General features: G+C 72.5%; 21 protein-coding genes and 1 pseudogene. 8 read left to right on the top strand and 14 right to left on the bottom strand.

Annotated features, from left to right (window positions below):
- Positions 1-12: 12 nt before the first annotated feature.
- The 5 genes from ACIBBH_RS25525 to ACIBBH_RS25505 all read right to left on the bottom strand — a co-directional run bounded on the left by ACIBBH_RS25525 (position 13) and on the right by ACIBBH_RS25505 (position 3,892).
- On the bottom strand, positions 13-432 hold the full coding sequence (locus ACIBBH_RS25525; protein WP_399408296.1) for a molybdopterin-binding protein: 420 nt from the start codon (positions 430-432) through the stop codon (positions 13-15).
- Positions 433-459: 27 nt separating this feature from the next.
- On the bottom strand, positions 460-1,551 hold the full coding sequence (locus ACIBBH_RS25520; protein ID WP_399408294.1) for an ABC transporter ATP-binding protein: 1,092 nt from the start codon (positions 1,549-1,551) through the stop codon (positions 460-462).
- A 37-nt stretch (positions 1,552-1,588) separates the two neighbouring features.
- On the bottom strand, positions 1,589-2,449 hold the full coding sequence (locus ACIBBH_RS25515) for an ABC transporter permease (protein WP_399408292.1): 861 nt from the start codon (positions 2,447-2,449) through the stop codon (positions 1,589-1,591).
- Positions 2,446-3,276, bottom strand: a complete 831-nt coding sequence (gene modA, locus ACIBBH_RS25510) for a molybdate ABC transporter substrate-binding protein (protein ID WP_399408290.1) — start codon at positions 3,274-3,276, stop codon at positions 2,446-2,448. The genes ACIBBH_RS25515 and modA overlap by 4 nt, the downstream gene beginning before the upstream one ends.
- A gap of 214 nt (positions 3,277-3,490) precedes the next feature.
- Positions 3,491-3,892, bottom strand: a complete 402-nt coding sequence (locus ACIBBH_RS25505; RefSeq protein WP_399408288.1) for a molybdopterin-binding protein — start codon at positions 3,890-3,892, stop codon at positions 3,491-3,493.
- A gap of 208 nt (positions 3,893-4,100) precedes the next feature.
- Here ACIBBH_RS25505 and ACIBBH_RS25500 point away from each other — a divergent pair, with 208 nt between their 5' ends.
- Entirely contained in the window at positions 4,101-4,343 is a 243-nt protein-coding gene (locus tag ACIBBH_RS25500; RefSeq protein WP_399408286.1) for a DUF1707 domain-containing protein, read from the top strand.
- A 172-nt stretch (positions 4,344-4,515) separates the two neighbouring features.
- On the opposite strand, the gene ACIBBH_RS25495 is transcribed toward ACIBBH_RS25500, so the two are convergent.
- Both ACIBBH_RS25495 and ACIBBH_RS25490 read right to left on the bottom strand, forming a co-directional pair.
- A complete protein-coding gene (locus ACIBBH_RS25495) occupies positions 4,516-4,722 on the bottom strand; it encodes a DUF5999 family protein (protein WP_399408331.1) in 207 nt (68 codons plus the stop codon).
- 269 nt (positions 4,723-4,991) lie between these two features.
- Positions 4,992-5,576: a hypothetical protein gene (locus ACIBBH_RS25490; RefSeq protein WP_399408284.1), complete on the bottom strand. Its 585-nt coding sequence runs from the start codon at positions 5,574-5,576 to the stop codon at positions 4,992-4,994.
- A gap of 558 nt (positions 5,577-6,134) precedes the next feature.
- On the opposite strand from ACIBBH_RS25490, the gene ACIBBH_RS25485 reads away from it, so the two are divergent.
- Positions 6,135-7,652 carry a glutamate--cysteine ligase gene (locus ACIBBH_RS25485; protein WP_399408282.1) on the top strand — a complete coding sequence of 506 codons (1,518 nt, stop codon included), beginning with the start codon at positions 6,135-6,137 and terminating at the stop codon, positions 7,650-7,652.
- A 43-nt stretch (positions 7,653-7,695) separates the two neighbouring features.
- Here the strand turns inward: ACIBBH_RS25485 and ACIBBH_RS25480 are convergent.
- Positions 7,696-9,444 (bottom strand): annotated as a pseudogene (locus ACIBBH_RS25480) (substrate-binding and VWA domain-containing protein).
- Positions 9,445-9,583: 139 nt separating this feature from the next.
- Here ACIBBH_RS25480 and ACIBBH_RS25475 point away from each other — a divergent pair.
- Complete coding sequence (locus tag ACIBBH_RS25475) at positions 9,584-10,384, top strand: CPBP family intramembrane glutamic endopeptidase (RefSeq protein ID WP_399408280.1); 801 nt, start codon at positions 9,584-9,586, stop codon at positions 10,382-10,384.
- A gap of 79 nt (positions 10,385-10,463) precedes the next feature.
- Here the strand turns inward: ACIBBH_RS25475 and ACIBBH_RS25470 are convergent, their stop codons facing one another.
- On the bottom strand, positions 10,464-11,273 hold the full coding sequence (locus tag ACIBBH_RS25470; RefSeq protein ID WP_399408278.1) for a PhzF family phenazine biosynthesis protein: 810 nt from the start codon (positions 11,271-11,273) through the stop codon (positions 10,464-10,466).
- 683 nt (positions 11,274-11,956) lie between these two features.
- Here ACIBBH_RS25470 and ACIBBH_RS25465 point away from each other — a divergent pair.
- Positions 11,957-12,574, top strand: a complete 618-nt coding sequence (locus ACIBBH_RS25465) for a PadR family transcriptional regulator (protein ID WP_399408276.1) — start codon at positions 11,957-11,959, stop codon at positions 12,572-12,574.
- Between the two features lie 75 nt (positions 12,575-12,649).
- Here the strand turns inward: ACIBBH_RS25465 and ACIBBH_RS25460 are convergent, their stop codons facing one another.
- A complete protein-coding gene (locus ACIBBH_RS25460; protein WP_399408274.1) occupies positions 12,650-13,078 on the bottom strand; it encodes an SRPBCC family protein in 429 nt (142 codons plus the stop codon).
- 221 nt (positions 13,079-13,299) lie between these two features.
- On the opposite strand from ACIBBH_RS25460, the gene ACIBBH_RS25455 reads away from it, so the two are divergent.
- Together ACIBBH_RS25455 and ACIBBH_RS25450 are read left to right on the top strand one after the other, a co-directional pair.
- Positions 13,300-13,851, top strand: a complete 552-nt coding sequence (locus tag ACIBBH_RS25455; protein ID WP_399408272.1) for a Clp protease N-terminal domain-containing protein — start codon at positions 13,300-13,302, stop codon at positions 13,849-13,851.
- 202 nt (positions 13,852-14,053) lie between these two features.
- Positions 14,054-15,061 carry an EamA family transporter gene (locus ACIBBH_RS25450; RefSeq protein ID WP_399408270.1) on the top strand — a complete coding sequence of 336 codons (1,008 nt, stop codon included), beginning with the start codon at positions 14,054-14,056 and terminating at the stop codon, positions 15,059-15,061.
- A gap of 290 nt (positions 15,062-15,351) precedes the next feature.
- On the opposite strand, the gene ACIBBH_RS25445 is transcribed toward ACIBBH_RS25450, so the two are convergent.
- On the bottom strand, positions 15,352-15,984 hold the full coding sequence (locus ACIBBH_RS25445) for an FMN-binding negative transcriptional regulator (RefSeq protein WP_399408268.1): 633 nt from the start codon (positions 15,982-15,984) through the stop codon (positions 15,352-15,354).
- Entirely contained in the window at positions 15,984-16,667 is a 684-nt protein-coding gene (locus ACIBBH_RS25440) for a pyridoxamine 5'-phosphate oxidase family protein (protein WP_399408266.1), read from the bottom strand. Before ACIBBH_RS25440 ends, ACIBBH_RS25445 begins: the two co-directional genes overlap by 1 nt.
- 45 nt (positions 16,668-16,712) lie before the next feature.
- On the opposite strand from ACIBBH_RS25440, the gene ACIBBH_RS25435 reads away from it, so the two are divergent.
- Positions 16,713-18,044: an aminotransferase class I/II-fold pyridoxal phosphate-dependent enzyme gene (locus ACIBBH_RS25435; RefSeq protein WP_399408265.1), complete on the top strand. Its 1,332-nt coding sequence runs from the start codon at positions 16,713-16,715 to the stop codon at positions 18,042-18,044.
- Positions 18,045-18,366: 322 nt separating this feature from the next.
- Here ACIBBH_RS25435 and ACIBBH_RS25430 read toward each other — a convergent pair whose 3' ends face one another.
- Positions 18,367-19,302, bottom strand: a complete 936-nt coding sequence (locus tag ACIBBH_RS25430; RefSeq protein ID WP_399408263.1) for a DMT family transporter — start codon at positions 19,300-19,302, stop codon at positions 18,367-18,369.
- A 75-nt stretch (positions 19,303-19,377) separates the two neighbouring features.
- Between ACIBBH_RS25430 and ACIBBH_RS25425 the strand changes: the two genes are divergently transcribed.
- Entirely contained in the window at positions 19,378-20,280 is a 903-nt protein-coding gene (locus tag ACIBBH_RS25425) for a LysR family transcriptional regulator (RefSeq protein WP_399408261.1), read from the top strand.
- A gap of 25 nt (positions 20,281-20,305) precedes the next feature.
- Here the strand turns inward: ACIBBH_RS25425 and ACIBBH_RS25420 are convergent, their stop codons facing one another.
- Positions 20,306-20,773: a pyridoxamine 5'-phosphate oxidase family protein gene (locus tag ACIBBH_RS25420; RefSeq protein ID WP_399408259.1), complete on the bottom strand. Its 468-nt coding sequence runs from the start codon at positions 20,771-20,773 to the stop codon at positions 20,306-20,308.
- Between the last annotated feature and the right edge of the window lie 4 nt (positions 20,774-20,777).

Here is a 20,777-nt window from a genome sequence, read left to right as displayed (position 1 = left end):
GCCCTTCGTGTGTCAGGCCGTCGCGAGCGAGACCTCGGTCGACTTGATCAGGGCGACGACGTCGGAGCCCACGAAGAGGCCGAGGTCGGTGGCCGCGTCCTTCGTGATCGCGGCGGTGAGTTCGCCGCCGTCCACGGCGACTTTCACGCAGGCCATGACCTCGCCGATCGTGAGGTGGGTGATCGTGCCGGGGAGCTGGTTGCGGATCGAGAGGCCGTCGACCCGGTTGGTGGCCAGGGAGACCTCCGTCGACTTCACCAGAGCGCGGACGGTGGCACCCGGGGCGAGGGCGAGTTGCTCGACGGCCTCCGAGGTGATGGCCGCCGTGAGGTCCTGGCCACCGTCCAGGCGGATCTTGACTGCGGCCATGACCTCGCCGGGCTGGACGGTGGTGACGGTGCCGGGGAGCTGGTTGCGGATGCTCAAGGTCATGGGCATCAACGTACGACGACGGGCGCTTCATGCCGGGTATGCGTGGGTCTGCGTCGCTTTGACCGTGGCCCACACCGGCACGCCCGGGTGCAGGTCGAGGTCGGCCGCGGCGACCGTGGTGAGGTCCGCGGCGAGCGGCAGCTCACCGATGAGGTCGGCGCGGATCTGGTCGCCGTGGGTCTCCAGGCCGGCCACCTCGCAGCGCCACAGGTTGCGGGCGCTGGAGCCGGTCGGCCGGTCCCGGTAGAGGGTGACCGCACCCGGGGGGAACGCGACGAAGACCTCCCCGGCCAGGTCCTCGGTGGTCGTGATCGTCGGACCTGCCTCCACGCGGACGGTGTGCCCCTCGGCGCGGCCCTTGTAGAGGTTCAGACCGACCAGTTGTGCGATGTAGTCCGTACGCGGATGGCGGGCGATGTCGGCGGGGGAGCCCTCCTGGACCACCCGGCCGTCTTCGACGACGACCAGCCGGTCGGCGAGCACCATCGCGTCCAGCGGGTCGTGCGTCACCAGGACCGCCACCGCCTCGAACTGCGCCAGGTGGCGGCGGAGCCGCGCCCGTATCTCGAGGCGGGTGCGGGCATCGAGGGCGGCGAGCGGCTCGTCGAGGAGCAGCAGCCGGGGGTGCGTGGCCAGGGCGCGGGCGAGGGCGACGCGCTGGGCCTGGCCGCCGGAGAGGCGGCGGGGCTTGACGCCGGCGTGGTCGGCGAGGCCCATGCGGTCCAGCCATGCGGCGGCCTGGGCACGGGCCTCCGCCTTGGTGGCCCCTCGGCAACGCGGCCCGAAGGCCACGTTGTCCAGGGCGGACAGGTGCGGGAAGAGCAGGTAGTCCTGGAAGACGACGCCGACGGGACGGGACTCCGGTGGCGTACGGTCCAAGGCGGCGCCGTCCAGCCACAGGTGGCCGCCGGTGAGCGGGACGAGACCGGCGAGCGCCCGCAGGGCCGTGGTCTTGCCGGCGCCGTTGGGGCCCAGCAGTGCGACGACGTCACCCGGTGCGGCGGTCAGCGTGACGTCGAGGCGGAAGGAGCCGCGGTCGACGACGAGCCGGGCGTCCAGGCCCGACCCGCCCACGTCCTCGGTGCGGAGGCCGGCCTTGGTGTCGTCGGTGTCGGTCATGAGGGGATCGTCCAGCACGTCCGGAGGGAGCCGCGGGTCATGATGATGCCGTCATCCACCGGTCCCGCAAGCCCGCCAGCACCGCGATCGACACGGTCAGCAGCACCAGGCTGAGGGAGATCGCCGCCTCGGGGTCGTTCTGGAGGGCGAGGTAGACCGCGAGCGGCATCGTCTGGGTACGGCCGGGGAAGTTGCCCGCGAAGGTGATGGTCGCGCCGAACTCGCCCAGCGCGCGGGCCCACGCCAGGACGGCGCCCGCCGCGATGCCGGGGGCGATCAGCGGGAGGGTGACGCGGCGGAACGCGGTGAAGCGGGAGGCACCGAGGGTGGTGGCCGCCTCCTCGAAGCGCGGGTCGGCGGCGCGGAGCGTGCCCTCGACGCTGATGACGAGGAACGGCATGGCGACGAAGGCCTCGGCGATCACGACGCCGGTCGTGGTGAACGGCAGCGTGATCCCGAACCACGAGTCCAGCCACTGCCCGACGACCCCGTTGCGGCCCAGAGCCAGCAGCAGCGCCACACCGCCCACCACGGGGGGCAGCACCAGCGGCAGGGTCACCAGGGCCCGTACGAGGCCGCGTCCGGGGAAGTCCGTACGGGCCAGCAGCCAGGCCAGCGGCACGCCCAGGACCAGGCTCACGGCGGTCGCCGCGGTCGCGCTGACCAGGGAGAGCCGGAGCGCCTGCCAGACCTCGGGGCTGGTCAGCTGGTCGGGGAGGCTGTGCCAGGGGGCGCGGACGAGCAGGGCGATCAGGGGCAGCAACAGGAAGGCCAGGGCGGCCAGGCCAGGCACGAGGAGGGGCAGTGGCGCCCCGCGTCCGCCGTTTCTCACGCGTCGGCGCCGCGGACCGCCCACCAGGGTGTCGGCCGCGGCACCTGAGTCGCGGGCCCCGGTCACGGCTTGAGGAACCCGGCCTCGGTCAGCACCTTCTGGCCGTCGGCGGACCGGATCAGCGCGATGAACGCCTTGGCCGTCTCGGCGTTGGGCGCGTTCTTCAGCAGGGTGATCGGGTAGTCGTTGACGGCCTTGGCCGACTCGGGGAACTCCACGCCCTCCACCTTGTCACCCGCCGCCTTCACATCCGTCGTGTAGACCACCGCGGCGTCGGCCTCCTTCAGCTCCACCTTCGTCAGGGCACTCTTGACGTCCTGCTCGTAGGAGACCGGGGTCAGCTTGAGGTCGCCGGCGCCCAGGGCTTTCTGGGCGGCGGCGCCGCACGGCACGGTCTCGTCGCACAGGACCACCTTCAGGCCGGACTTGGTCAGGTCCTTCAGGGAGGAGACCTTGTCGGGGTTGCCCGGCAGGGTGGCGATCTCCAGCTGGTTGCGGACGAAGGTGACCGGCGTGCCGGCCGCGTCCTTCTTGTCCGTCACGATCGCCATCGTCTTGGGGCTGGCGGCGGCGAAGACGTCGGCGGGGGCACCGCCGGTGATGCTCGCGGCGAGGCTGTCGCTGCCGCCGAAGCTGAAGCTGACCTTCGTGCCGGGGTGCTGCCGCTCGAACTCCTGGCCCAGCTTGGTGAAGCTCTCCTGGAGCGAGGCGGCGGCGAAGACGGTCACCGTGCCGGAGAGCTTCGCCGACTTGGGGGAGGAGTTCGGAGAACTCTCCGACTTGTCGGAGCCGTTGGAGCTGTCGGAGGGGGAGCAGGCGCTCAGAGCCAGCAGGGCGGCGACTCCTGCGGCGGCCACCAGCATCCGCCGGGGGCGGCGCATGGAACGGGTCATCCCGGATCTGCTCCTCTGGTCGTTCAGCACGGGCGGTCGTGCCCTGCGCGACCGTCGCGTGACGGCCATGCGGCGATGATACTGCCGCACATGCGAGGGGTAAGCCTCCTGGGGCATCGCAAGAGCTGGGGTGATGGGGGGATGTGGTGGGCACGTGCGTTTCTACGGGCCCCCTTGTTGTGGGCGCGGACCGGACGGATGGATCCGGGCCCGCTCAGACCCGGTCGATATGTACGTTCGTCGACTTCACGCGGGCGGTGGCCTCCATGCCGACCTCCAGGCCCAGTTCCTCGACGGCCTCCCGGGTCAGGAGGGAGACCAGGCGGTGGGGGCCCGCCTGGATTTCGACCTGGGCCGCCACATCGCCGAGTTTGATCGCGGTGACGATGCCGGGGAAGGCGTTGCGGGCCGAGGTGTAGGAGGCGCCCGCGTCCTCCTCGCTCCCGCCCGCCTTGGCGAGTTCGACGGAGAACGCGGCGAGGTCCCTGCCGTCGATGAGCCGGCGCCCCGTCTCGTCGCGGTGGGTCGCCACCCGGCCGGCGTCCGCCCAGCGGCGGGCGGTGTCCGGGCTCACGCCGAGCAGCCGCGCCGCCTGGCCGATCGTGTAGGACTGCATGCTGGTCACGATAGGGCGAGGGGGCGGGAACCGTGGACGGGGGCCGGTCGTTGGGTATAACGCGACATAGCTTAAGTTTCGCGTCCTTGTTGGTCGGGCGGCGGGATTCGGGAATCGGGGGTGGAGACATGTCGGCTGAGCTGCGGGCCGCGCACGTGGACCGGGACCGTGTGGTGGAGGCGCTGGCCGCTGCCGCCGGGGACGGCCGGTGAGCGTGGAGGCGCTGGCCGAGCGCGTGGAGGCCGCCCTCGCGGCCCGGACGATGGGCGAGTTGGCCGGGCTGACATCGGACCTGCCGGGAGTGGCCGCGCCGGTCCCGGTGAAGGACGTGGTGCGCATCGAGCAGCAGGCGGCTCCGCCTCTCGCGGCGCCGGCTGGGTGGTTCCACGGCGGCTGGAGATCGACTCGGCCCTGGGGTGATGTGACGCGGGACTTCACCCGGAGCAGTTGAGGCCGAAGCCCGTGTACGCGGCGCTGGGGGAGGCGCTGGAGTAGCGATCGGCTACCGGGGTAGCCGCCCTCGGACACGCGTCGGGGCCGGTGCGCACCGAGTGCGTGCGAGCCGGCCCCTTCAGTTCACCGGGCGGCGCGGCGGACCGCCCGGGGTGGTGTCGCCGAAAGCCCTAGGCGGCCGTCATCACCCGGCTGGTGCCCAGCGGGCGGTGCGGGGCGATGATCTGGCCGTTGGGCAGGAGCTCACCGGTGTCCTCGAAGAGCAGAACGCCGTTGCACAGCAGGCTCCAACCCTGCTCCGGGTGGTGCGCCACGAGGCGGGCGGACTCCCGGTCGGCGGATTCGGCTGTCGCGCACGGTGGCTGGTGCTGGCACATGGGTGGGATCTCTCGCTCTGTCGTGGTCATGTCCGCCCCCCGTGGTGAAAAGTCGGTCGGAACCCAGTGTTGCCCTCCGGGCGTGAATCCGCAGGGATTTCGCAGCACGGCTTCTCACAGGTTGAGGACGCGTCACCCGCGCGGCCGGTTCAGCGCAACTGCACTGTCTTTTCGGGTGGTTCTCGGTGGCCGGAAGGGGCTAGTCACACACGAACCCCGCCACCGGAGAGGTGGCGGGGTACGAAAGGAGAAGGGGGAAGGGAGCGGCGTCAGGCGGGGGAGCCGAGCAGCGGGATCGGCGTCACCCGATGGGTCAGCACCGGAAGCAGTTCGGCGACCCGGTGCGGCCGGTGGGCCGCGATGCCGGGCGGTGCCGGGGCCAGCGGGACGAGCAGGTCGGTGGCGGCCGGATGGCCCTCGGCGCCGTCCGCGGCGCAGTCACCGTGCAGCCACAGTGTGAGCATGTACAGACCCGGCACCGACAGCAGACGTGCCTGGTAGGGCTGTTGCATGGTCTCGGCCTGCCGCAGGGCGCGTTCGGTGGAGGCGATGTAGGGACCTTCGAAGAAGTGCGAGAACGCCCAGCCGTCGGGGGTCAGCCGGGTCTCCGCAGCGGCCACCGCACGGTCGCCGCAGCGGATCAGGAACCGCCAGCCGGTCAGCCGGGTCGCGGACACGCCCTCGGTGGTGATCCGGTCCAGTACGTGCACGGGAAGCGGCAGTTCTGGGGTGGCGGGACCCTGCGCGGCACGCAGGGCGGGAGTACGGGCCTCGCGGACGGCGGTGGGGGAACCGAGAGCCGTGAGCACGGAGCGCAGGGCGGGCGCGGGGGCAGGGGGGACGTGCAGGGGCATGGTGGGTCGCCTCTCATTCGACAGGCGCGATGGCGCGAGGGCGGGGGTGGGCGGACGACGCTGTCAGCTCATGGGTCACAGAGGCGGGGGCCCGGGGCGGTGAACGAGAGGTGCGGACGCGGCCTGCCGCACGTCGTCTGGACGGCGGGAACCAGGACAGTGGGCGCCAACCTTCTGCCTTCTTCGCGGAGTTTAACCGACATATGTTCAGACGATGTTTCGTCTAGCCGTTTCCGGTGAGTAGAACAAGGTCGTAATCGGTCGGCGATTCGCGGGAAAAATCCCGATTCTCGGGCCGCTCCAGCCGCCCTGACCTCGGAATACGCTGCCGCAGCGGTCGGCCCATTCTCGTCGGCGTTTTTCACGAGGTCATCGGGGCACACGAAGGTGCGTGCTGCCCCATGCCCCGTGAATGTGCCGCGGGACACTTTCCAACAGAGTAGCGGGGACGGGGTCCGCGCGTGACGTTATCGATCGCGTCGGGTGGGCATCATCCCACCTGACCCTGGACCCCGGCGGCCGGATCTTCCGCCCGCCCATCCGAGGAGGGACGCTTCGATGGGGGAGAAGGTCGTGGCAGGGCCGTTCGACCTGTCCGATCGGCAGCGCTACCGGCAAAAGCTCCAGAAGTGCCTGACGGGGCTGGAGCGCCTGCTGGCCCAGAAGCGGTTCGATCGCCCGAAGAACCTGATGGGTGTGGAGATCGAACTGAATCTCGTCGGTCCCGACGGCCTGCCGAAAATGCTGAATGGACAGGTACTCGAACGTATCGCGAGCCGTGATTTCCAAACAGAACTCGCCATGTTCAACCTGGAAGTCAACATCGCCCCGCACCGGCTCGGCGGGCGGGTATTCGACCGGCTCGCCGAGGAACTGCGCACCTCGCTGGCCTACGCCGACCGCAAGGCGGGCGAGCTGGACGCCGGAATCGTGATGATCGGCATCCTGCCCACCCTGGACCGCGACGACCTGGTCTCCTCCAACCTCTCCGAGGTCGACCGCTACACCCTGCTCAACGACCAGATCGTGGCCGCCCGGGGCGAGGACTTCCGCCTCGACATCGACGGTGTCGAGCACCTCACCTGCACCTCCCGTTCGATCGCCCCCGAGGCCGCCTGCACCTCCGTGCAGCTCCACCTCCAGGTCACCCCGGGTCGCTTCGCCGACGTGTGGAACGCCGCGCAGGTGGCCAGTGCGCCGCAGATCGCCGTCGGCGCCAACTCCCCCTTCCTCTTCGGCCACGAGCTGTGGCGCGAGTCCCGCCCCCCGCTCTTCCTGCAGGCCACCGACACCCGCCCGCCCGAGCTCCAGGCCCAGGGCGTGCGACCGCGCACGTGGTTCGGGGAGCGGTGGATCTCCTCGGCGTACGACCTGTTCGAGGAGAACCTGCGTTACTTCCCGGCCCTGCTGCCCATCTGCGACGACGAGGACCCGCTCGAGGTCCTCGACGCGGGCGGCGCGCCGAAGCTCGCCGAACTGGTCCTGCACAACGGCACGGTGTACCGCTGGAACCGCCCGGTCTACGACGTCGCCGACGGTGTTCCGCACCTGCGCGTGGAGAACCGCGTGCTGCCGGCCGGGCCCACCATCACCGACGTCATCGCCAACGCGGCCTTCTACTACGGTCTGGTGCGTGCCCTCGCCGAGGAGTCACGGCCGGTGTGGACCCGGATGCCCTTCGAGACGGCCGCCGCCAACTTCGACGCCGCGTGCCGGTACGGCATCGACGCGCGCCTGGTCTGGCCCCGGCGCGGCCGGTACGGCGGCCTGGGCGAGGTCGACGCGGTGACGCTGGTGCGCGAGGAACTGCTGCCGCTCGCCGAGGCGGGGCTGGCGGCGTGGGGCGTCGAGGCCGCCGACCGGGACCTCTACCTCGGCGTCGTCGAGGAGCGGTGCCGACGGCGGGTCAACGGCGCGGCCTGGCAGGCGGCGACCTTCCACCGGGCCCTGGAACAGGGCCTCCCCCGGGACGCGGCCCTGGCGGCCACGACCCGGCGCTACTGCGAGCTCATGCACCTCGGGGAGCCGGTGCACACCTGGCCGGTGGGGCTGCCGGAGCCGGTGCCGCTGGGGTAGGGACGACCGGCGCGGGGACGACGAGGGCGACGAGCGCGCGGGCTCAGTCCCCGGTGCGGCCCGCCCCCGCCGCCCCCGCGGCAACGATGGCCTTCAGGATCACCGTGTCGATCTGGGCGGGATCGCTGACCGCCTGGCCGGTGCCGCCGGTGGGCTCGGCCATCTCCCGGGCCTCTTCCTCGGAGGCCTGCGGCCCCACCGCGATGACGATCAGCGGCACCGGATGCTCGGGGTCGCTGAGCTTCGCCAGCTCGGAGACGAGGGTGGAGCGCGAGATGCTGCCAGGGTCCTCGTTCACCCCGTCGGTGAGCACGACCAGCGCGTTGAACCTGCCCTTCGCGTACGCCGAGGTCGCCGCCTTGTACGCGGCGAGCGTGGTGTCGTACAGCCCGGTCGCACCGCCGGGCACGGGCTCCAGGCCGTCGAAGGCCGCCGACAGCCGGTCCCGCTACGTGCCGGAGCCCTCGCGGTCGCCGAGCCGCTCGGCCGGCACCAGGACGCGGTAGTCCTTGGCGCCGTCGAGCCGGGTGGAGAACTCCCACAGGCCGATCTCGTCCTCCTGCGTGAAGGTGGCGAGGGCCCGGAGCAGCGAGGCCCGGGTGACGTCCATGCGGGACCGGCCGGTCCCCGGCACCGGCTCCGCCATGGAGGCCGAAGCGTCGACGACCGTGGTGATCCGGGCGTTCTGCACCGTGACCGTCCACGTGCCCAGCGCGTCCTCCAGGGCGGCCCGGGAGGCCGGCTCGGCGGACGGTGACGCGTAGGGCTGGGGGCTGCTGCCGCCGGCCTGGGCGACGACGGCTCGCGGGGCGGTCTCGTCGTCCGTGCGGAATCCGTGCTTCTCCAGCAGGGTGCGCTGCGCCGGCCGCCGCAGATAGCTCATGAAGCGGATCGCGGCCCGGCTCTCGTCGGTGGTCAGCTCGGGCTCGTCGACGAGGGCGTAGGGGTGGTCGAGACTCGGTGACCCGTCCGTGGGATAGAACAGGTCCAGGTCGCGGCCGGCGTCCGCCGTCGCGTTGTACGCGAACGCCGCCTGTTCGCTGAGGATCACCGCGTCGTTGCGGCCGGGCAGGGTGGCGAGGACCTGCCCGTCGGTGCCGGAGACCCGCTGGGACAGCGTCTTCATCAGGGCGGCGGCCCGGGTGTCCCCGTCCTTCGTCCTGCCGGCGGCCGTCGTGAGCCGGGTGAGCGCGAGCAGCCCGGTCGCGCTGCGCGCAGGGTCGGCCGCGCCCAGCCCGACGGAGCCGTCCCCCAGGGCGGCACCGGCCAGTTCGGTCCAGCTGTACGTCTTCTTCGGCCACCCCAGCGCCTTCGCGGCGGCGGGCTCCATCGCCACCCCGACCGGTGTGGCGGCGACGTTCCCCACCGGGGTCAGCTGCGTCGCCGCACGGTCCGTCCTCACCCGCTCCACCCAGGCCTCCGAGTCCGGCACCCACACCTGGGCGTCCGGCTTCCTGTCCTTCCGCAGCGCGTCCGCGACCTCGTACGCGTCCCGCGCGGTCACGGTGACGGCCACACAGCGCCCGTCGGACGTCACGTTCTGCGTGCGCGCCCGCCCGGCCGCCGCCTTCAGCGCGGGGACGATGTCCGGTGAGGCGGCCACCGTCAGCCGTACCGCGTCGTCCTGGCAGGAGGATCCGAACGACAGCAGCCCGCTCTTGACCGCGGCGGCCGTGCCGGCGGCGACGGTGAGGACGAGGGCAGTGGCGATGGCCACCGTGCGGCGGCGGACGCGCGAGCGGGGGTCGGCCGCGCCCGCGCCGTACGGATCGGGCAAGCTGTGACGTCCCATGACGGTGGTGCCCCTTCCCGTCCCCCGACAGCCTGTGGCGCACGATCTTCGTAACTCGTCACGATATTCGTAAGTTCTTTCGAGACCATAGCCCGGGCGAAGACGGGCATGGGGCGGGATTACCCAACTGAAGGCAGGTGTGCAGGTGGAGGCGGGCTCGGTGGCCGATTCCTATCCGGGGGAGTGGCCCTCCCGACGGATCTTCCGGGACGAGACGCTGCTCGTTCTGGGTCTTTCGCTCGGTGCGAGCGGAGTGTCCGCTCTGATCAGCTTCGTCGGATCGGTCACCAAACCCGGCGGTCTCAAGGACCAGGCGGCCACCCTCAACGCCTCGGCCGCGCCGGGCCGTCCCTGGCTGGATCTGGCCTGGCAGCTGTTCGGCATCGCCACCGCGCTGGTCCCCGTCGCCCTGGTCGCGCACCTCCTGCTGCGCGAGGGCGGGAGCCTGCGCACCCTGGGCTTCGACCGGACCCGGCCCTGGCCCGACCTCGGCCGCGGGGCCGGGGTCGCGGCGGTCATCGGCAGCACCGGCATCGCCTTCTACCTGGCCGCCCGCGGCCTCGGCTTCAACCTCACGGTGGTGCCGGAGGCGCTGCCCGACGTGTGGTGGAAGTATCCCGTGCTGATCCTCTCGGCGATGCAGAACGCCATCCTCGAAGAGGTGATCGTCGTGGGCTATCTGCTGCGCCGGCTGGGCCAGTTGGGCTGGACCCCGGGGACCGCACTGGTGGCCAGTTCCGTACTGCGCGGCTCCTACCACCTGTACCAGGGCATCGGCGGCTTCGTCGGCAACATGGTCATGGGCGTGGTGTTCGTGTACCTGTACCGGCGCTGGGGGCGGGTCGGTCCCCTGGTGGTCGCGCATTCCCTGCTCGACATCGGGGCGTTCGTGGGTTACGCGCTGCTGGCGGGCAAGGTGGGGTGGCTGCCGACGGCGTGAGCGGCTGGGAAGGGGGCGTACGAGGCTGTCGTACGCCCCCTTTCGCTTTGCTCGGGGCTCAGGGGGCGGGGCGCAGGGCTCAGGCGAGCAGCTCGCCCTCGATGACGGTCACCGCGCGGCCGGTCAGCAGGGTGCGGTCGCCGCGCAGGCCCGTGCGGACGAGTCCGGTGCGGCGGGAGGCCTGCAGGCCGGTGAGGTCGGGGCGGCCGAGGCGCTCGGACCAGTAGGGGGCCAGGGCGGTGTGGGCGCTGCCGGTGACCGGGTCCTCGTCGATGCCGACGTTGGGGAAGAAGCAGCGGGAGACGAAGTCGTGGCCGCGGGCTGGGTCCTCGGCCCGGGCGGTGGCGATGATCCCGCGTGTGGAGTAGGCGGCGAGGGCCTTGTGATCGGGGGAGAGGCCGAGGACGGTCTTCTCGTCGGCGAGCTCCAGCAGCAGGTCGCCGATGTCCGGACCGGTGTCGAAGGCGGCGACCGGCTCCGCGCCGAGCGCCTCCGTCACGCCGGCCGGGAGGCCGACCGGGGTGAGGGGGGCGGTCGGGAAGTCCAGGGTGATCGAGCCGTCCTCGCCGGGTGTCGCGATGAGCACCCCGCTGCGGCCGGCGAACCGCACCGGGCCCTCGTGGGCGCCGGTGGTGTGCAGGACATGGGCCGTGGCGAGTGTCGCGTGGCCGCACATCGCCACCTCGGTGACGGGCGTGAACCACCGCAGCGCCCAGTCCGCGTCCCCGCCCTCGGGCAGGCGGTGGGCGAACGCCGTCTCGGCGTGGTTGACCTCGGTGGCGACCTTCTGCAGCCAGTCGTCGTCAGGGAAGGCGTCGAGCAGCAGGACCCCGGCGGGGTTGCCTGCGAAGGGCCGGTCGGTGAAGGCGTCGACGATTCGGATGCGCATGCGCTGACGGTAGGGGGTGCGGTTCCTGCGGGGCCAAGGCCAATCGGGGGGTGCTGGACCGATTCCACTGTCCCGTCCCAAACGGTGCCGTCGGCCAGCCGCGCGAAACAGTCGGGCGTGTGCTGACGATCCCGGCCGCCGTCCCCTCACGACAGGCAGAAGGGGTGAGAGGCCAAGGCGGCCACGGCGGGGTCGAAATCCAGGGCCATCGCGGCGTCCCGCTCCACCCATGACTCGTACCCCACCAGGTCACGCGAGGTCGCCCCCAGTGGTCACCCGTGAAGTTCTTCTGCCCCTTGAACGAGATGAACTTCCGGACCGGGGCGGCACGTTCGAACGGCCCGTCCCAGTGGCGGACCAGCGACCCAAACTGCCCCATCCCGTCGACACCGACGAACCCCACCTGTACGTCCGACGCGTACGCCCAGCCGGATCCCGCCTCCGCAGGCTCGCCCACGCCTACCTCCCCGACGCCCTCGCCCCTCACCGCGAGCGTCGGACACAGCGTCGCCGGTGGGCTGCGGTGCGCCAGAGCCAATTCGCATGGGACGGGACACCGCGTCTCGCTGCGCGGGCTTGCCGGGCGCGGGACACCGCGTCTCGCTGCGGGGGCTTGCCGGGCGATCGGTTCCGATATATCGTTGAAGCATCGCGACTGATCGACGATCAATGGAGTGATGGCGATGCGCACCCACGGATTCGAGCGTGGACATCGACAGGACGGCCCCCACCGGCGCGGCCGGGGCGAGCGCCGCGCGGCCTTCGGTCCCTTCGGGCCTGGTGGCCCGGGATTCGGGCCCGGCGGCCCCGGATTCGGACCGGGACCCTGGGGGCCGCGAGGGCGCGGTGGCCCCAGGGGGCGGGCGCGGCGCGGTGACGTGCGGGCCTCGATCCTGGCCCTGCTCAAGGACCGGCCGATGCACGGCTACGAGATGATCCAGGAGATCGCCGAGCGCAGCGGCGGCGCCTGGAAGCCCAGCCCCGGCTCGGTCTACCCGACCCTCCAACTGCTGGAGGACGAGGGCCTGATCGCCAGCGAGAGCGAGGGCGGCAAGAAGCTGTTCGCGCTCACCGACGAAGGCCGGGCCGCGGCCGAGGAGGGCCCCGAGGCCCCCTGGGAGGAGGCCTCCCGCGGGGTCGACTGGGAGGCGCTCAGTGAGATCCGCCAGGCCGGGATGGGTCTGATGGAGGCCTTCAGTCAGGTCTGGAAGACCGGCAGCAAGGAGCAGCGCGAGAAGGCGCTGGGCGTGATCAACGACGCCCGCAAGAAGCTGTACCTGATCCTCGCCGACGAGGCCTGACGGCCGTACGGCGATCGAGGCGCCCCGTGGAGTGATCCACGGGGCCCTTCCTGTACGGGGTGAGCGCGGGCGGTGTCAGGCCACCAGTCCGCCCAGCTTGCGCAGCGACTCGTTCAGGGCCGCCGTCGCCGAGTCCTTGAGCTTGCCCGCCATGAGCGAGACGGCCGCGCCCGTGAACTCGCCGTGGATGCGCACGGTCGTACCGTCGCCGTCGGGGGTGAGTGTGTAGCGTGTGGCGACGTTCACCGCCATGGGACCCTTGCCGCGAATGGCGAACACCCGGACCGGCTCCAGCTCCTCGATGGTCCACTCGACCTCCGCCGGGAAGCCCATCAGCTTCATGTTCTCCTGGAAGGTCCCGCCCGCCTCCAGGGTCTCGGGGCCGCCCTTGGGGAAGCTGGTGTGGGTCGCGTTCCACTCCCCGTACGCCGACCAGTCCGTGAGCTTCGCCCACACCTTCTCGGCCGGTGCCTGGATGTGTGCCTCCGCGCTGACTTCGGCCATGCGACCACCCCTTCGTGTCGGGCTACGGTGTCGCGGAACGTAGCCGCAGGGCCTGGAACATTCAATACTGATGAACTGTCAGAACCTGTGGGACCCGGCTTCTCCGCCTGATCTCCTCCGTAAGGAGGAGACACCGGCCCTCGGCGTCCACTCTGTGCGGGACGCGGAAATGCTTCCCCCCGCCGATGACGCGCGCCCGGGAGGCTGATGGGGTAGGGAATGTGCACCCCCGTACTTCCCGCCGGTCCGCCCGCGACCAGGGCGTCCTTCATGCGGACGACGACGCCGGGCTCAGCGCGGAGCTGGCGGCGGTGGTCGCCGGTGCGCGCCGCAGGGCCCTTCGGGACGGGGACCGGCACATCGACACCGCCCATCTGCTGCACTCGCTCCTGGAGACCGACGCCGACGTGCGTGCCGTCATCGGCGATGCCCGGAAGGTCGTCCGTCTGCTCGGCTACCTCGTGCAGCGCAGCATCGGCTACGGCCTGCGCTGGCAGAGCTCCGTGGAGGAATCCGGCGCGCTGTCCTTCCTGAAGGGCGCCCAGGGCTGGTCGCCGGTCGCCGCCGCCGCCATGCGCCATGCCCGCGAGCGCGCCGGGCGGCGCGGCGAGGACCGGGCCCGCGGCACCGACCTCCTCGCCGCCCTCGTCGCCGAACCCCAGGCACGGGCCGTGGAGGTGCTCCGGCGCGCCGGGGTGGAGGTGACCGGTCTGCTCGCGCGGATCGAGAGCGGTACGGCGGAGCACGTGGGGGAGTGCGGTCCGGTCCGCTGAGCGGAGGGGGCAGCTCCGTTTCCGGGCGCGATGCGCTGAGGCCTTCCGGTCTCGTACTCCCGCGCGCGCCAGACCGCTGAGCGGCGTGCGGCCCCGATCCCCACCACCCGCCAGAACGCCGGGCGGCGCAACGCTCCGATTCCGTCCAGCCGGTGAGACAGGTGTCAACGGGGGTGACGCTCCTGTCATCGCCTGTCATCATGTGCCGGTGCGTACGTCTGAGAGCAGTCACGGCGGTGGCGGGAAGGGCGTCGGGCTCGGCCTGGCGCTCGGGTCCGCGCTCGCCTTCGGGGGATCCGGTGTCGCGGCCAAGCCGCTGATCGAGGCGGGACTCGGCCCGCTGCACGTGGTGTGGCTGCGGGTGGCGGGCGCCGCGCTCGTGATGCTGCCGCTCGCGGTGCGCCACCGCGGCCTGCCGCGCCGCCGACCCGCGCTGCTCGCCGGGTTCGGGCTGCTCGCCGTCGCCGGTGTCCAGGCCTGCTACTTCGCCGCGCTCTCCCGCATCCCGGTGGGGGTCGCGCTGCTCGTGGAGTACCTCGCGCCCGCGCTCGTGCTCGGCTGGGTGCGGTTCGTGCAGCGGCGGCCGGTGACGCGGGCGGCCGCGCTCGGGGTCGTCCTCGCGGTCGGCGGCCTCGCGTGCGTCGTGGAGGTCTGGTCGGGCCTGGGCTTCGACGCGCTGGGGCTGCTGCTCGCACTCGGCGCGGCCGGCTGCCAGGTCGGCTACTTCGTGCTGTCCGACCAGGGCGCCGGGGCGGGCGAGGAGGCGCCGGACCCGCTCGGGGTCATCGCCTACGGCCTGCTCGTCGGTGCCGTCGTACTGACCTTCGTCACCCGTCCCTGGACCATGGACTGGTCCGTGCTGTCCGGCACCGCCCGCATGAACGGCACCGAGGTCCCGGCCGCCGCCCTGCTGGCCTGGGCCGTGCTGGTCGCGACGGTGATCGCCTACGTCACCGGCGTGCTGTCCGTGCGCCGTCTGTCTCCGCAGGTCGCGGGTGCCGTGGCCTGCCTGGAAGCGGTGATCGCGACCGTGCTGGCCTGGGTGCTGCTCGGCGAACACCTCTCGGCGCCGCAGGTCGTCGGCGGCGCGGTCGTCCTGCTCGGCGCGTTCATCGCCCAGTCCTCGGCACCGGCCACGGGCGCCGCCGAGCCGGTGGCGGGCAGCGGCGCCGAAAGGGAGTTGTCCGCGCGGGGAACGGCCGCCCAGTAGTGCGGTGACCGGAAAGGTTTGCCGGAAAGCTCGCGGCGTCCGGTGCGGTGCATCGCAAGGCGGAGCATCGCCCGCGTACTGGATGTACTCGGGTGATGCGACAACACGGCGAGGCGTCGTGCCGGGCGTCGCGCTGAACCGTTCCGGTCACAGCACCAGAGTGTCGATCATGCCGTCGAACGCGCTCGTCCTTCCGCCCCCGGCCGCCTGAGGCGGGCCTCGGCTCCGTCACGGGGCTCGCCGTGGCGGAGACACGCGGGGCGCGGCACACTCCGTGACCGGCTGGCCGCTCACGCCCCTCGCCGGCGCACCAGATGCTCCCGAGCGGCCGCGTCGCGCGGGCCGTTCCGGCCGGCCAGGGCGGTCGCGATGCGCTGCTGGACCTCGTCCGGTCGCTTGCCCGCGTACTTGAACTTCGCCCGGACGCCGGTCACTTCCAGCCGCAGGACGCGGATGCCGGACAGCAGGCGGCCGTACGGCGCCTCGTCCGGTGTCGCGCGGGCCGAGCCGCCCTCCGGCTGGAAGTGGCCGACCTGGCGGTTGAGGAGGGCGGCCTTCTGAGCCGGGTCGTCGACGATGTGCGCGGTGCAGCGGAGTTGGACGGCCGCGTAGAAGCTGGTGGGGACGCCGTGCTCGGGCTGGGTGTCCGGTGCGGCCTGCCAGGGGCCGGGGACGTAGACGTAGTCGTCGACCACGCTCAGCAGCACCTGCGGGTTCGCCTCCAGCGCCGGCCACAGCGGGTTGGGGCGGGCGAGGTGGGTGACGGCCTCGCCGCGGTCGGGGTCGTAGGCGAAGTGCAGCGGCTGGACGAACGGCGGCTCACCGGCCGGGCCGTTGACCGCGAGCTGGCCGAAGTCGTGGGCGGCCAGCCAGGTCTGCCACTCGGTGTCGTCGTGGGGCGCGTCCCAGGGACGGATCAGCATCACAGGGCCGTGAGGTAGTCGGGGAGCCCGGTGCCGGGGGCCAGGCCGGCCTCGGCGAGCGGGGTGTCGTACCCCTTGCGCAGCGGGACCACGCCGGCCCAGTGGGGGAGGGCGAGGTCCTCGGGCTCGTCGTTCACGCCGCCGGTGCGGAGCTTGGCGGAGACCTCGTTCAGGTCGAGGCGGATGACGGCGGTCGCGGCCAGTTCCTTCTTGTTCGCGGGCCGGGAGTCGGCGGAGCGGCCCGGTACGACGTGGTCGACCAGCGCGTCCAGGGCGAGCCGCTTCTCCTTGGGGTCGGTGACCTGGTGCGCGGTGCCGTGCACCACCACGGAGCGGTAGTTGATCGAGTGGTGGAAGGCGGAGCGGGCCAGCACCAGGCCGTCGACATGGGTGACCGTCAGGCACACCGGCAGGCCGGGGCCGGCCTCGCCGGTCATGTGCAGCGGGCGCGAGCCCGTGGAGCCGTGCACGTACAGGCGCTCGCCGACCCGGCCGTACAGCGTGGGCAGTACCACCGGGGCGCCGTCGCGGACGAACCCGAGGTGGCAGACGTAGCCCTCGTCAAGTATCGCGTGCACCAGGTCGCGGTCGTACGACGCCTTGTGCGCGGCGCGCGTGGGGACGGTGCGGTCGGTCGGGGTGTAGGGGGCGGACTCGGCCGGCGTCTGCTGGGTCCCCTGCATGGCGGTCTCCTTGCGTTTCTATTGCACTAGTGCATAATTGGCTTTGTGCTAGGAGAGTATCCGGTCAAAGGCCGTGGTGCAGCGGAGATTGCCGCGAGCGTCGAACGCGCGGTGGGCGCCGGTGCACTGGAACCGGGGCAACTGCTGCCGCCGATGCGGGAGTTGGCAACCCGACTGGGCGTGAACCCGAACACCGTCGCGGCCGCCTACCGCACCCTGCGCGAGCGCGGGGTCATCGAGACCGCCGGGCGCCGGGGCAGCCGGATCCGGCCCAAGCCGGCCACCACCGGGCGGGAAAAGATACGCGTGGACGTGCCGGCCGGGGTACGCGACCTGTCCGGCGGCAACCCCGACCCCGCGCTGCTGCCGTCGCTCGCCCCGGCGCTGGCGGCGGTCGCGACGGAGGCGGACCGGAAGCCGGTCCTGTACGGCGACGACCCCGTAGAGCCGGAGCTGGCACGCATCACCCGGGCCGAACTCGACGCCGCCGGCGTGCCCGAGGGCCCCCTCGCCGTGCTCTCCGGGGCCCTGGACGCCGTGGAACGCGTCCTCGCCGCGCACCTCAAGCCGGGGGACGCCGTCGCCGTCGAGGACCCCGGCTGGGGCCGCACCCTCGACCTCGTCTCCGCGCTCGGACTGCGTACGGCCGCCGTCGGCGTCGACGACGAGGGCCCGCGCCCCGAGGACCTGCGCGCTGCCCTGGGCTCCGGCGCGCGCGCCCTGATCGTCACCGACCGCGCCCAGAACCCCACCGGCGCCTCGGTGAGCGCCGCACGCGCGCATGCCCTGCGTGCCGTCCTCCGCGAGCACCCGCAGACCCTCCTCATCGAGGACGACCACGGCCACGGCATCGTCGACCTGCCGCTGCACCCCCTCGCGGGCGTCACCCACCACTGGGCGTTCGTCCGCTCCGCCGCCAAGGCCTACGGCCCCGACCTCAGACTCGCGGTGCTCACCGGCGACACGGTCACCGTCGACCGGGTCCGTGGCCGGCAGCGGCTTGGGCCGGGCTGGGTGAGCCTGCTGCTGCAACGGGCGGTGGTCCGGCTGCGGGCGGACGGCGCGGTGGACGGACCGGCGGTGGCGGCGGCGTACCGCGCCCGGCGGGAACTGCTCATCGACGCGCTGGCCGAGCGCGGGGTCCGCGCGCACGGCCGCAGCGGCATGAACGTCTGGGTCCCCGTCCCCGACGAGACCGGCGCGGTCGCCCGCCTCCTGCACGCCGGCTGGGCCGTCTCGCCCGGCGCCCGCTTCCGCCTGGGCTCCCCGCCCGGCATCCGGATCACCGTCTCGACCCTCGAGGCGACCGAGGCCGGCCCCCTGGCGGACGCGATCGCCGCCGCGGTCGGGCCGGCGCCGATGCGGAGCTATGTCTAGTGCCCCAACCGGCAACGTTCGCCCCGTCGCGACGCCCGGCACGCTCCCCCGGTGCCTCAAGGGCGTGGGAGGTGCCCCCGCTCGTCGCACCGGCCGAAAGCCCGAGTGCGTCCAGTACGAGGACTTCCGGCCGGCACGCCGAGAGCACGCTCCCCCCACGCTCGGCTGCGCTCGCGCGGGGGACCGACGCCGCTCGTTGAGGGGCAAACGCTGCCTGCCGGGGAACCAGCGCTGTGACCCGAAAGGCTCACCGGCCAGTGCCCACGGGTGGTCCGGCACCGGACGCCAGGGCCGCTGCCATGGGCCCGACGCGCCGCTGCGCCTAGGATCGCCCGGCCCGCGCCTGCGTGAGCGCCGCCCCCGCCAGCACGATCACCGCCCCCACCGGGGTCGTCCAGCGCAGCGACTCGCCCAGGATGGCGACGCCGGCAGCCGTGGCGATGACCGGGATGAAGTAGGTGACCATCTGGGCCGTCGTCGGGCCGACCTCGGCGACGAGGCCGTACTGGATGAGGACGGCGAGGCCGGTGCCCAGAGCGCCGAGGGCGGCGACGGCGAGCAGCGGGAGCAAGGAGAAGTGGGCGGGGAGGTCGGTGAACAGGGGGGTGACCAGGGCTAGTTGGAGCGTCGCCAGCAGCAGCTGGGCGCCCGTCATCGACAGGTGGGAGTGGCCGGAACCGGCGAGTGTGCGGCGGACGTAGATCCAGCCGACCGGGTAGCTGAGCGAGGCCAGCAGGGCCAGCGCGGTGCCGGTGGCGTCCAGGCCGTGGAAGCCCTGCCAGGCGCCGAGGACGGTCAGGACGCCGAGGAAGCCCAGGCCGAGCCCCGCGACCCGCAGCCGGGTCGGCCGGTCCTCGGAGAGGGCGACCAGGGACAGGGCCATGCCCCACAGCGGGGAGGTGGCGTTGCAGATGCCCGCCAGTGTGGACGGGATCGTCAGCTCCGAGTACGCGAAGAGGGAGAAGGGCAGGGCGTTGAGGAGGAACGCGGCCACGGCCAGATGCCCCCAGGTACGGGCCCCGCGCGGCAGCCGCTCCCGCTTCACCGCCATCGCGACCGCGAGCACCGCCGTGCCGAAGACCAGCCGTCCGAGGGTGACCTGGAAGGGCGCGTAGCCCTCCGTGCCCGCCTTGATGAGCAGGAAGCTGAACCCCCAGATCAAGGACAGCGCGGCGAAGCGCAGGCGCCAGTCGAGGCGGGTGCGGGGAAGTGAAGGGGGACGGGCCTCGGTGCCCGTGGCGGCGGCGACGGTGGTCATGGACTCAACGATGCTGGACGGCAACCTCGTAGCACAATCGAGATTTCTCAAGCGGTATCTCTTAGTATCGCTTATATGTTGAACCTGGAGCGCCTGCGCACCCTCGACGCCCTCGCCCGGCACGGCTCGGTCAGCGGTGCGGCCGAGGCGCTGCACGTCACGACGTCCGCCGTCTCACAGCAGCTGGGCAAGCTCGAGCGCGAGGTCGGCCAGCAGCTCCTCGCCAAGAACGGGCGCGGCGTCCGGCTCACCGACGGGGGCCGGCTGCTCGCCGAGCACGCGGCGCGCATCCTGTCCCAGGTCGAGCTCGCCCAGTCCGACCTGGAGGCGCACCGGGGCCAGGTGGCCGGAGAGCTGCGGCTGTCGGCGTTCCCGACCGCCGCGCGCGGCCTGTTCCCCACCGCTCTCGCCGACCTGCGCGCCCGGCACCCCGCGCTGCGGGTGCGCTCCTGTGAGCTGGAGCCGGAGAACGGCGTCGCCGGGGTGGTGCGCGGCGACCTCGACCTCGCGGTCGTCCTCGACTGGTACAACAAGCCGATGCCGGTGCCCGACGGCCTGGTCAAGGCGCCCCTGCTCGACGATCCCGCCGACGTGGCCCTGCCGGTCGGACACCCGCTCGCGGACCGGGACGAGGTGGACCTCGGGGAGTTCGCCGAGGACGAGTGGATCACCTGGGGCGAGGGCGAGTTCTGCCACGAGTGGCTGATGTTCACGCTGCGCTCGCGCGGCGTCGAGCCGATCGTCGGCCACCGCGCCGCCGAGACGCACACCCAACTCGGCCTGGTCGCCGCCGGGTTGGGCGTGTGCGTCGCGCCGTTGCTGGGTCGGCACCCGATGCCCCCGGGCGTCGTCACGGTCCCGCTCAGGCAGCGCGTCCGCCGCCATGTGTACGTCGTCTGGCGCGCGGACGCCGACCGCCGCCCGTCGATCCGCGCGGCGGTCGAGGCGCTGCGGACGGCGGCCGAGAAGGTCGGCTGACCCGGGTCACACCCGCGCAACCGGCTTACGCGGAGCCCAGCTTGCGGAAGTCCCAGGAGACGATCTTCTCCGGCGTCAGCCGCGCCCACGCGTGCCGCCCGTCGTGGGGCATCTCGTCCAGACCGAAGTTCTTGCGCGTGAACAGGGTCTCCGCGGTGTCCAGTTCGGCGCACAGCTCCCCGGTGCGCGGCACCTCGCCCACGAACTCCACGGTGCCGGTCAGCTCGACGCCGCGCAGCTGGTCGTACTCCTCGCCCGAGTCGACGACTATCGCCACCCGCGGATCGCGGGTGAGGTCCGCCCAGCGCTTGCTGCGCACCACCGAGTACAGCCACAGCGAGACGCCGTCCCAGGCGTACCACAGGGCACTCACGTGCGGGGCGCCGTTCGCCGACACGGTGGCGACCCGGCAGGTGCGCTGGGTGGTGAGGAACTCGTCCACCTCACCCGGTGTCATCATGATCTTCCGGCCCCGGCGCTGAGTGACGGTCATGCGG

Origin of the sequence: Streptomyces sp. NPDC051636 (genome assembly GCF_044453765.1) — a bacterium.
Classification (GTDB): Bacteria; Actinomycetota; Actinomycetes; order Streptomycetales; family Streptomycetaceae; genus Streptomyces.
Note: the sequence above shows the minus strand (reverse complement) of the source record. Positions and strands in the feature narration are given on the sequence as shown.

What these genes read in the sequence shown, in the direction of transcription:
- ACIBBH_RS25525 (WP_399408296.1), bottom strand. Translation starts at nt 432, where the DNA reads ATGACCTTGAGCATCCGCAACCAGCTCCCCGGCACCGTCACCACCGTC.
- ACIBBH_RS25520 (WP_399408294.1), bottom strand. Translation starts at nt 1,551, where the DNA reads ATGACCGACACCGACGACACCAAGGCCGGCCTCCGCACCGAGGACGTG.
- modA (WP_399408290.1), bottom strand. Translation starts at nt 3,276, where the DNA reads ATGACCCGTTCCATGCGCCGCCCCCGGCGGATGCTGGTGGCCGCCGCA.
- ACIBBH_RS25505 (WP_399408288.1), bottom strand. Translation starts at nt 3,892, where the DNA reads ATGCAGTCCTACACGATCGGCCAGGCGGCGCGGCTGCTCGGCGTGAGC.
- ACIBBH_RS25495 (WP_399408331.1), bottom strand. Translation starts at nt 4,722, where the DNA reads ATGTGCCAGCACCAGCCACCGTGCGCGACAGCCGAATCCGCCGACCGG.
- ACIBBH_RS25490 (WP_399408284.1), bottom strand. Translation starts at nt 5,576, where the DNA reads ATGCCCCTGCACGTCCCCCCTGCCCCCGCGCCCGCCCTGCGCTCCGTG.
- ACIBBH_RS25485 (WP_399408282.1), top strand. Translation starts at nt 6,135, where the DNA reads ATGGGGGAGAAGGTCGTGGCAGGGCCGTTCGACCTGTCCGATCGGCAG.
- ACIBBH_RS25470 (WP_399408278.1), bottom strand. Translation starts at nt 11,273, where the DNA reads ATGCGCATCCGAATCGTCGACGCCTTCACCGACCGGCCCTTCGCAGGC.
- ACIBBH_RS25465 (WP_399408276.1), top strand. Translation starts at nt 11,957, where the DNA reads ATGCGCACCCACGGATTCGAGCGTGGACATCGACAGGACGGCCCCCAC.
- ACIBBH_RS25460 (WP_399408274.1), bottom strand. Translation starts at nt 13,078, where the DNA reads ATGGCCGAAGTCAGCGCGGAGGCACACATCCAGGCACCGGCCGAGAAG.
- ACIBBH_RS25445 (WP_399408268.1), bottom strand. Translation starts at nt 15,984, where the DNA reads ATGCTGATCCGTCCCTGGGACGCGCCCCACGACGACACCGAGTGGCAG.
- ACIBBH_RS25440 (WP_399408266.1), bottom strand. Translation starts at nt 16,667, where the DNA reads ATGCAGGGGACCCAGCAGACGCCGGCCGAGTCCGCCCCCTACACCCCG.
- ACIBBH_RS25430 (WP_399408263.1), bottom strand. Translation starts at nt 19,302, where the DNA reads ATGACCACCGTCGCCGCCGCCACGGGCACCGAGGCCCGTCCCCCTTCA.
- ACIBBH_RS25425 (WP_399408261.1), top strand. Translation starts at nt 19,378, where the DNA reads ATGTTGAACCTGGAGCGCCTGCGCACCCTCGACGCCCTCGCCCGGCAC.
- ACIBBH_RS25420 (WP_399408259.1), bottom strand. Translation starts at nt 20,773, where the DNA reads ATGACCGTCACTCAGCGCCGGGGCCGGAAGATCATGATGACACCGGGT.